Origin of the sequence: Kocuria sp. CCUG 69068, assembly GCF_020833785.1 — a bacterium.
GTDB classification, from domain to species: domain Bacteria; phylum Actinomycetota; class Actinomycetes; order Actinomycetales; family Micrococcaceae; genus Kocuria; species Kocuria rosea.
Window position 1 is genome coordinate 1 of the sequence record NZ_PDDL01000229.1, and the last position, 1,530, is coordinate 1,530.

Sequence of the window (1,530 nt, forward strand, 5' to 3'; positions counted from 1 at the left end):
CGTCGTCGACCGGGGACTGCTGCGGGGACTCCGCGGCCAGCTCCGGGTGGTGCAGGTCCAGCGCCGGCCGCTCGGAGCGGATGCGCGGCAGCGAGGTGAAGTTGTGCCGCGGCGGCGGGCAGGACGTGGCCCACTCCAGGGATCCGCCGAAGCCCCAGGGGTCGTCGACCTCGACCTTGGTGCCGTTGCGCCAGGTGGTGTAGACGTTCCAGAACCACGGGATCATCGAGACGCCGAGGAGCATCGCCCCGACCGTGGAGATCTGGTTCATCCAGGTGAAGTTGTCCTCCGGCAGGTAGTCCGCGTAGCGCCGGGGCATCCCTGAGACCCCGAGCCAGTGCTGGATCAGGAAGGTCATGTGGAAGCCGAGGAACAGCAGCCAGAAGTGGATCTTGCCGATCCGCTCGTTGAGCATCTTGCCGGTGAACTTGGGCCACCAGAAGTAGAAGCCGGCGAACATGCCGAACACCACGGTGCCGAAGATGACGTAGTGGAAGTGGGCGACCACGAAGTAGGAGTCATTGAGGTGGAAGTCCAGCGGCGGGGCAGCGAGGATCACCCCGGTCAGGCCGCCGAAGAGGAAGGTGAACATGAACCCCAGGACCCACAGCATGGGGGTCTCGAAGGTGATCGAGCCCTGCCACATCGTGCCGATCCAGTTGAAGAACTTCACCCCGGTGGGTACGGCGATCATCATGGTCATGAACGCGAAGAAGCTCAAGAACACGGCTCCGGTCACGTACATGTGGTGGGCCCACACGGTCACCGACAGCGCGGCGATGGTGATGGTCGCGAACACGAGGCCCTTGTAGCCGAACAGCGGCTTGCGGGAGAACACCGGGATGATCTCGGAGACGATGCCGAAGAACGGCAGCGCCAGGATGTAGACCTCGGGGTGGCCGAAGAACCAGAAGAGGTGCTGCCACAGCACCGCCCCGCCGTTGGCCGGGTCGAAGATGTGCCCACCCAGGGTCCGGTCCATGCCGAGGGCGAACAGTGCAGCGGTGAAAGGCGGGAACGCCATGATCACGAGCAGCGAGGTGATGAGCGTGTTCCAGGTGAACAGGCCCATCCGCCACACGGTCATGCCGGGGGCGCGCATCGCGATGATCGTGGTGATGAAGTTGACCGCGCCCATGATCGTGCCGAAACCGGACAAAATCAGGCCGAACACCCACAGGTCACCACCGGAGCCTGGGGTGAAAGAAGCGTTGCTCAGCGGTGCGTAGGCGTACCAGCCGAAGGAGGCCGCGCCCTGCGGGGTGAGGAAGCCGGCGGTCGCGATCAGCGAGCCGAACAGGAAGAACCAGAACGCCAGGGCGTTGAGCCGCGGGAAGGCGACGTCGGGGGCGCCGATCTGCAGGGGGACGATGACGTTGGCGAAGCCGACGAACAGCGGGGTGCCGAACATCAGCAGCATCAGCGTGCCGTGCATGGTGAACAGCTGGTTGTACTGCTCCTTGGTCTCCAGGATCTGCATGCCCGGGGCGAAGAGCTCGGCGCGGATCAGCAGCGCCATGACGCCGGCGA

Annotated in this window: 1 protein-coding gene; it reads right to left on the reverse strand. The window is 64.9% G+C overall.

From position 1 onward, the window contains the following. On the reverse strand, positions 1-1,530 hold a 1,530-nt coding region (locus tag CRM73_RS19185; RefSeq protein WP_229588798.1), incomplete at both ends, for a cbb3-type cytochrome c oxidase subunit I.